Below are 5,871 nucleotides of genomic sequence, written 5' to 3'. Positions count from 1 at the left end.
CCGCGGGCCTCGGGGGCCACCCGGGCGCCGATGGGCGGGGTCCCCCCCGCGCGTTTCGCCCTAGCGGACCTGGGTTTGGCCAACAGCGGCGTGCTGCCCACGCGGGGCCGGAACCGGGCCGCGCCGATCCGCTCCCAGCCCTCCACGGCGCTTTCGCAGAGCGGCAGTGAGGCGAAGAACTCCTGCCGCGAGGTGACCGCCTCGATCCGCGCCCGGTGCTCCGGGAAGGCATCTGTCAGGCGGAACTCGCTGCGCGTGCCTGCCGAGCGCAGCTGCGGGCACACGGCACCGATCGCGTCCACGACGTACCGGTCGAAGTCGGCAAGGACGCCGTCCATGTCGACCAGGACCACTCTTGACGGGTCATCCACGGTGGCAGCGTAGGGCCCCGGCAGACCGTTTCGTGGGGAGTCGACAGGACTGCGGCCTCGTCGCACGCAGTCGCACACCCGCCGACAACGGTTCTGTCCGTGTGCGCGATAGTGAACCCTCCGAGTGAAAGATGTAACGAGCACCCAGGAAGTCCGTGGACGCGAGCGAGAGCAGCACCGACAACAGCGCCGGACCCGGAGCAGGGTCGGCGGGCCCACCGAGCCCGCCCCGTACCGGGTGGCGTCGGTGGGCGATGGACACCCGGCCGTTGCGGCGCCCGGCCTACCGGCGCCTGTGGTCGTCGACCATCGTCACGGCCGTCGGCAGTCAGCTCACCGCCGTCGCCGTGCCCAAGCAGATCTACGACATCACCGGCTCCTCCGCCTGGGTCGGCTACGCCAGCCTCGCCGGACTGCTGCCCCTCGTGGTCTTCGCCCTGTGGGGCGGGGCGATCGCCGACCACATGGACCGGCGCAAGCTGCTCCTCATCACCAACAGCGGCATAGCCGTCACCTCCCTCCTCTTCTGGACCCAGGCCGTCACCGGACTCGACTCGGTTCTGGTCCTGATGGCCCTGCTCGCCCTCCAGCAGGCGTTCTTCGGTCTCAACGCACCAGCACGCAATGCCTCCATCGCCCGCCTGGTTCCCGCGGACGAACTCGCCGCGGCCAACGCGCTCGGCTCGACCGTCATGCAGACCGGACTCGTGGCAGGCCCCCTGCTCGCCGGTGCCCTCATCCCCGTCATCGGGCTGCCCGAGCTGTACCTGATCGACGCGCTGGCCCTGTGCGCCACCGTATGGGCGGTCGTACGCCTGCCTGCTCTGCCGCCCCTCGTGGCCGCCGTGTCCCGGCGGGCCGGCTGGCGGGAGGTGGCCGCGGGCTTCCGCTACATCGCGCTGCACAAAGTGCTGATGCTGTCCTTCCTCGCCGACATCATCGCCATGGTCCTCGGTATGCCCCGGGCGCTCTTCCCCCAGCTCGCCGCACAGACGTACGCGCCCTACGGCGAGGGGCTGGCGCTCGGCCTGCTCTTCGCGGCGATCCCCATCGGCGCGGTGCTCGGAGGACTGCTGTCGGGAACCTTCTCCCGCGCGCGTCGGCACGGCCTCATGGTCATCGCCGCGGTGGCGGGTTGGGGGGCAGCCGTCACGGGCTTCGGTCTCAGCGCAAACCTGTGGGTCGCCGTGGCGTTCCTCGCCGCCGCCGGTGTCGCCGACATGGTCTCCATGGTCTTCCGCGGCGCGATCCTGTTGTCGGCCGCCACCGACGAGATGCGCGGCCGTATGCAGGGCGTGTTCACGGTGGTCGTCGCGGGCGGTCCCCGGCTCGCCGACGTCCTGCACGGCACGGCGGGTTCCGCCTTCGGCCCCCGTACGGCCGTGGTGGGCGGCGGCCTGCTCGTCATCGTCGCCACGCTGGCACTGGCCACCGCGACACCGGCACTGCGCAGCTACCGGGCCTGACGGCGGGCGTGCACCGTGGCCGGACTCAGTTCTCCAGTGCCTGCGCGATCAGCGACTGCAGATGCAACCCGCGGCGGGCGTTGATTTCCCCGGAGACCCCGTTACGCACGGCGGCGGCGAACTCGCGGCGCAGGACGGGCCAGCACTCGGAGTAGTCCAGCTCGGCGCTGTCGTGGACGAGCGGGGGCTGCGGGCCGAAGAGCTCGACCCGGGTGATGCCCTGCGCGACGTTGACGGAACCCGACAGCGAGGCCTGGCTGACGGCGCCGTTCTCGTGCTCGCAGGTCAGCTCGATCCAGCGGCGCGGGTCACCGGCGCCACGGATACGGACGATGGGACCGACGGCCGCGTCCAACAGGTCCAGCAGATGCGGACCGATGTCCAGCAGCGCGCCGTGTTCCAGACGCCACGGCGTCGCGAACGGGCCGCCCAGGAACGCGCTGCTCAGCCCGCAGGAACGCGCGCCCACGACCTCCAGCCCCCTCGCCTCGCTCACAAACCGCCGGACCTCCGGGTGGTAGCGGCTCGTCAGCACGAGTTGGGAGACGACACCGGCTTCGTCGATCGCGTCGACCAGCCGGCGCCCGGCCGACAGATCCGCACCGAGCGGCTTCTCCAGGAGCAGCGCCTTGCCCGCCTTCGCGGCACGCAGGGCGAGTTCGGCCTGTACCGAGGGAGGAACCGCGAAGGCGACCGCTTCGCACCCGTCGAGCAGTTCCTCGAAGCTCTCGGCGACGCGCGCCCCATGCGGCGCGGCCGTCTCACGTGCCGCCTCGGCGCGGCGCGCCCATACGGCGGTCAGCGCGGTCTCGGGCCCGGCGGCGAGCAGTTCGGCGTGCACGGTCCGCGCCCAGGGGCCCGCGCCGACGAGTCCGACCTTGACGGGGGTGTGGGGCCAGGGATCAGGAGTGCCGGTCACGGGAGATCCGATCTGTGCGGTGGCATGGGCGCGGGTCGTGCGGTGACCTGGCGCGGGTTGACGTGAGGTGCGGTCAACCGAGGCCGCGTACTGGCCCGTCGGAGGGTGCGCAGGCTCTCTCACCCTACCCGCGGTGAGATCGACGCGGCCTGGTCGCGGGCGCGCCCGAGGGCTTGCGGTGTGCCGGCGGTGCACGCCTCTGTTCGATGAAGCGTCATGAGCGTCATCATTCGGTGCATGGATCCCACAAACGACAAAGCAGGCACCGACGGTACGATCCTTCCCGCGCTGCCGGAGGACTGGCAGCGATGTCTCGCGGTGGCGGCCCATCCGGACGACATCGAGTACGGCACCGCAAGCGCCGTTGCCCGGTGGACGGCTCAGGGCAAGCACGTCACGTACCTGCTGGCCACCCGCGGCGAGGCCGGCATCGACGGCATGCACCCGGACCAGGCCGGTCCGCTGCGGGAGAGCGAGGAGCGGGCCGGAGCCCGTGAAGTCGGTGTCGACGACGTCGAGTTCCTCGACCACCGCGACGGCGTCATCGAGGACGGGCTCGTCCTGCGCCGGGACATCGTGCGGGCGATGCGCCGCCACCGGCCCGAGATCGTGGTTTCCGGCGCGTTCACCGTGCGCATGGTCATGGGGCTGACCAACCAGGCGGACCACCGGGTGGTGGGCCTGGCAGCCCTGGACGCGGCACGGGACGCGGGCAACCGCTGGATCTTCCCGGAACTGGCCGACGAGGGGCGCGAACCGTGGAACGGAATCCGGATGGTGTGTCTGGCCGGGGCGCAGCAGCCCACCCACGGCGTGGACATCACGGGCGAACCCCTTGCACGCGGCATCGCCTCCCTCGCCGCGCATGCCGAGTACACCAAGGGCCTGGGCGCGCAGGGCTTCGAGCCCGGCCCCTTTCTGACCTGGGCGTCCAAGATGGGCGGCCCGGCCCTGGGCGTCGAGTCGGCCGTCCTGTTCGACGTGCACCAGCTCATCCCCGACGGCCCGCCGCCCTGGGTGTGACCACAGCCCGGCCATCACACGGGTCGGGCGATGTGACCACGTCATCACGGGCCGGCCGCACATCGAGATGACACAACTTGACCTGATCGATGGGTCTTTTGAATCAGGAGACTCATAGGCTGAGCGGCAATTGATCACCAGTGATCCGGAGGAGTTCACGTGACCCCACGCTCGCGCAAGGCCACCAGACGCACCGCTGTCCTTCGCCGAGACGCCGTCGTCGCGACCGTCCCGGTCGCCGTCGCGGCCCTGCTCGCCGCGGCCGGACCGGCGGCGGCAGGCACCTCGGGTTCGGCCGGCGTGGGAGACCCCTATTTCCCCCTCGCGGGCAACGGCGGCTACGACGTGCACCACTACGACCTGACCCTCGGCTACGACCCGGACAGCCGCCACCTCGACGGCAAGGCGGTCATCACCGCGCGCGCCACGCAGAGGCTGACCCGCTTCGACCTCGACCTCAAGGGACTCAAGGTCACCGGCGTCATGGTGGGCCACAGCAAGGCGGACTTCCGCCGTGACGGACAGGAACTCGTCGTCACCCCACGCCACGCCCTGCACAAGCACCAGGAGTTCCGGGTCACCGTCACCTACCGGGGCACCCCCAAGCCGGCGACTGACCCGGACGGTTCGTTGGACGGATGGATCCCGACGGACGACGGCGCGTTCGTGGCGGGGGAACCGCAGGGCGCCATGACCTGGTTCCCCGCCAACAACCACCCCAGGGACAAGGCCTCGTACGACTTCACGGTCACCGTGCCCAAGGGGACGACCGCCGTGGCCAACGGTGTTCTGCGTGGGCAGAAGACCTCCCACGGGCACACCACGTTCCGCTGGCGGGCGGTCGAGCCGATGGCCGCCTACCTTGCCACCGCCACGATCGGGAAGTTCAAGGTCGAGCAGTACACGACCCCGGACGGCCTGAAGGTCTACAACGCCGTCGATCCCCGCGAAGCGACCGCCGCGGCACCCGTGCTGAAGAAGCTGCCCTCCGTGTTGGCCTGGGAGAGCGGCCTCTTCGGCCCCTACCCCTTCAAAGCCGCCGGATCGGTCGTCGACCGGGCTCCGCAGGTCGGCTTCGCACTGGAAACGCAGACACGGCCGCTCTACGACCGGGCGCCCAGCCTGGGCACTCTCGTCCATGAAAGCGCGCACCAGTGGTTCGGGGACTCCGTCTCCCTGACCACCTGGAAGGACATCTGGCTCAACGAGGGCTTCGCGACCTACGCCGAGTGGCTCTACACCGAGCAGCATGGCGGCAGGAGCGCTCAGCAGACCTTCGACTCCCTCTACGCATCCCCGGCGGACAGTGACCTCTGGGCCTTCCCGCCCGCCGATCCCGGCAGCGGAGCGCACATCTTCGAAACCCCGGTCTACGCCCGCGGCGCCATGGCCCTGCACAAACTCCGTACGGCCGTGGGGGACAGGACCTTCTTCCGCATCCTGCGCACCTGGACGGCCGACCACCACGAAGGCCACGGGACCACCAGCCAGTTCACCCACCTCTCGGAACGGCTGTCCGGCAAGGACCTCCACGCCCTGTTCCACACCTGGTTGGACACGACGGGCAAGCCGGCTTCGCCGTGATCTAGGCCGGCCGCAGCCACATCGTCGCCAGGGGCGGCAGCGTCAGCAGGACAGACGCCGGTCGGCCGTGTGCCCCCTCCGGCTCGGCCTTGACCGGGTCGGGGTTGGTGACGTCGCTGCCGCCGTAGCGGGCGAGGTCGGTGTTGAGGACCTCACGCCAGCCGGGGATCTCCTCGGGCACCCCGAGGCGGTATTCGTGCCGCACGACCGGGGAGAAGTTGGAGACGGCGAGCAGCGGGGAGCCGTCGGTGTCGTAGCGCAGGAACGCGAAGACGTTGTCGTCGGCGGCGTCGCCGGCGATCCAGGCGAACCCGGCTGGATCCGTGTCCCGTTCCCACAACGCCGGTTCGGCACGCTGCACCGTGTTGAGGTCGCGTACGAGGTCGCGTACGCCGCGGTGGTCGGGCTCGGCGCCGTAGGCGGGGTCGAGCAGCCACCAGTCGGGGCCGTGGGCCTCGGACCATTCGGCTCCCTGGGCGAACTCCTGGCCCATGAAGAGGAGTTGTTT

General features: G+C 70.7%; 6 protein-coding genes. 3 read left to right on the top strand and 3 right to left on the bottom strand.

All coding sequences use genetic code 11. From position 1 onward, the window contains the following. Positions 1-371 (bottom strand): hypothetical protein (locus tag ABZS97_RS43175; RefSeq protein ID WP_356149202.1); only part of this gene is annotated, 371 nt, incomplete at its 3' end. Between the two features lie 155 nt (positions 372-526). Here ABZS97_RS43175 and ABZS97_RS43170 point away from each other — a divergent pair. Next, positions 527-1,837 carry an MFS transporter gene (locus ABZS97_RS43170; protein ID WP_356149199.1) on the top strand — a complete coding sequence of 437 codons (1,311 nt, stop codon included), beginning with the start codon at positions 527-529 and terminating at the stop codon, positions 1,835-1,837. 25 nt (positions 1,838-1,862) lie between these two features. Here ABZS97_RS43170 and ABZS97_RS43165 read toward each other — a convergent pair whose 3' ends face one another. Continuing rightward, the gene (locus ABZS97_RS43165) at positions 1,863-2,756 is read right to left on the bottom strand and encodes a Gfo/Idh/MocA family oxidoreductase (protein ID WP_356149196.1); all 894 of its coding nucleotides are present in this window, start codon (positions 2,754-2,756) and stop codon (positions 1,863-1,865) included. 237 nt (positions 2,757-2,993) lie between these two features. On the opposite strand from ABZS97_RS43165, the gene ABZS97_RS43160 reads away from it, so the two are divergent. Together ABZS97_RS43160 and ABZS97_RS43155 are read left to right on the top strand one after the other, a co-directional pair. Beyond that, entirely contained in the window at positions 2,994-3,779 is a 786-nt protein-coding gene (locus ABZS97_RS43160) for a PIG-L deacetylase family protein (RefSeq protein ID WP_356149193.1), read from the top strand. A gap of 159 nt (positions 3,780-3,938) precedes the next feature. Beyond that, positions 3,939-5,363 (top strand): M1 family metallopeptidase, encoded by a 1,425-nt coding sequence (locus tag ABZS97_RS43155; RefSeq protein ID WP_356149191.1) that lies wholly within the window; start codon positions 3,939-3,941, stop codon positions 5,361-5,363. 1 nt (position 5,364) lies between these two features. Here the strand turns inward: ABZS97_RS43155 and ABZS97_RS43150 are convergent. Further along, positions 5,365-5,871 (bottom strand): alpha amylase C-terminal domain-containing protein (locus tag ABZS97_RS43150; RefSeq protein ID WP_356149187.1); only part of this gene is annotated, 507 nt, incomplete at its 5' end.

This window comes from Streptomyces sp. NPDC005485 (assembly GCF_040606085.1).
Taxonomy (GTDB): domain Bacteria; phylum Actinomycetota; class Actinomycetes; order Streptomycetales; family Streptomycetaceae; genus Streptomyces.
The sequence above is the reverse complement of the archived record's forward strand: the minus strand, read 5'-3'. Positions and strand labels throughout refer to the sequence as shown.